Annotated in this window: 2 protein-coding genes; one reads left to right on the top strand and one right to left on the bottom strand. The window is 68.8% G+C overall.

Going from position 1 to position 1943, the window contains the following annotated elements; all coding sequences use genetic code 11:
• On the bottom strand, positions 1-617 hold a 617-nt coding region (locus tag ACZ6SA_RS49180; protein ID WP_465836410.1), incomplete at its 3' end, for a TetR/AcrR family transcriptional regulator.
• A 366-nt stretch (positions 618-983) separates the two neighbouring features.
• Between ACZ6SA_RS49180 and ACZ6SA_RS49175 the strand changes: the two genes are divergently transcribed.
• On the top strand, positions 984-1682 hold the full coding sequence (locus ACZ6SA_RS49175) for a hypothetical protein (protein ID WP_465836408.1): 699 nt from the start codon (positions 984-986) through the stop codon (positions 1680-1682).
• Positions 1683-1943 lie beyond the last annotated feature (261 nt).

Here is a 1943-nt window from a genome sequence, read left to right as displayed (position 1 = left end):
AACCCGGCCAGCAGTTTCGGATCGTCCAGAAGCGAGGCCACGCTCAGCGAGATCATGTTGGCGGTGGTCTCGTGACCGCCGACCAGCAGCAGCAGGAGCCACTGCACCTGCAGACCGTCGATCAACGCCATGAGATCCGCATCCGCACCCGCGATGCTCATCCCCGGCCGCACGAGCCCTCGGGCATGGAGTTCCTCGAACGCATCGCGAATGTCGCGGCGGATGTTCGTATACCGGTCGACGAAGTACGCGTGCGCCGGATGCGCCGGATCGGCCGCCTCGACCGACAGCACGGCGTACAAGCGCACAAGCTCCGGCACCGTCGCGTTGTACTCCACCAGCCGCGCGAGCCGGGAGAAGTAGTCCACGCCATCCGCCGTCGCGTCGAATCCGGCGAAGAACAACTCGCCGTTCACCCGATCCCGTTCTTCGAGAACCGCGGCCAGGAGGGATTCCTTCGTCGGGAAGTGATGCGCCAGGCCCATCCGCGACACCCCGCAGTCCGCGGCGATCCGCACCATGCTCGCGTTGCGGTACCCGACCGAGGCGAACTTGGCGAACGCGACCTCGACGATCTCGGCACCTCGCCGTCGCCCCTTCGGATAGCCCGCGCCCATCGATCGTCCCCCTCAGCTGCTGGCGGCTCCTTGACCGGCTCGATTGTGCAGCGCGGCCAAGGTGGGCACCACCATCGAAGATACGCGCCGAACGTCGGCCTTCAGCGGCTCAAGGACATCCGGGCCGGCGCACCCGTTCGGCTGTGCAGGGCCGCCTGGCCATCAGCGCGCGGCGGAACACGGCGATCAGTCCTGGATCAACCCGCTGGGAGACCGCGGCTCCGGCCATCACGGTCGGCTGTGGAACGTGCTGGGTAGAGGTGCGGCTCGACGGGGACGCCGGTGCGCGTACTCGATGTCTCGTCGCGCAGCGGGTCGAACTGACAGCTTCGTTATGACAGGTCGGCCGTCTCGCATCTGTGCTGCGTGCCGGTACGGTACGTCTCCGACTTCGCGGTGAAGGCCCGTCCAGGGCAACGCTTCGCCGACGACCGCGACCGGCTCCGCAAGCAGGCCGACCAGGCGCTGCGGGCCCAAGCCCAGACCGAGACCGCCGCCGTGGCGGCCCTCATGAGGAGCGATGTCCGCCCGGCGACGCGACTCCTGCTGGAGCAGGTCGAGGCCATCGCCGGACTATGGCGCGCCGCTCACACCGACCGACGCGACGGCTGGAGATACGCCAGCCTGGCAGAGATGCTGCCGGCCCACGGCCGCCTGTTCACACCGGCATCGGGGCCAGCAGCATTCGTTCCCGGCCCGTCGGGAACCTGCTTCGCAACGGCGTGCCGCCTGACCGACGAACATGCCGGTCTGCTGTCCGTGGAAGGCATGGTGATTACCGAAGACCTGCCCTTCGCCTTCGATCACGCCTGGTGCAGCACCGCCGCGAGCGACCACGTCATCGACCCCACACTGCCCGACGGGATCGGCCTGGGCTATCTCGGCATCGCGCTCACCGATGGCTACCGGCGCGCCCAGCCGCCGCCCAGCTTGACACCGAGATCGAAGCGGAGCGGGCCCCCCAACGTGACCGCCTGGTGCCGCCGGGCCGTCGCCGAGTACCTCGCGCCCGCCCCCGACCCGGTCGCGGCCGGCATCGACGGGTTCCGCCCCCAGGACACCTGAACAGCGCCCCGGCTCTCAGCATGCGCACGCTGAGAGCCGCTTGCTGTCAATAAGCGATACCGCAGCTCAACGGCATGACGTCGGGCCGAGCTCTTGCCGGCGAGGCCAACAACCGGAATTCGCATCACCGCTGATCTCACCTGGCTCCATGAGTTGAGGCATGGAACGGGGTGCGGGCGCAGGGGGGGGGGGGGGGGGGGGGGGGGGGGAAAGAAACAGCACCGCGGGTCATCGTGCTCTCCGTCCACGAAGAGGGTTCGG

Source organism: Nonomuraea sp. NPDC049378, assembly GCF_055586745.1.
The sequence above is the reverse complement of the archived record's forward strand: the minus strand, read 5'-3'. Positions and strand labels throughout refer to the sequence as shown.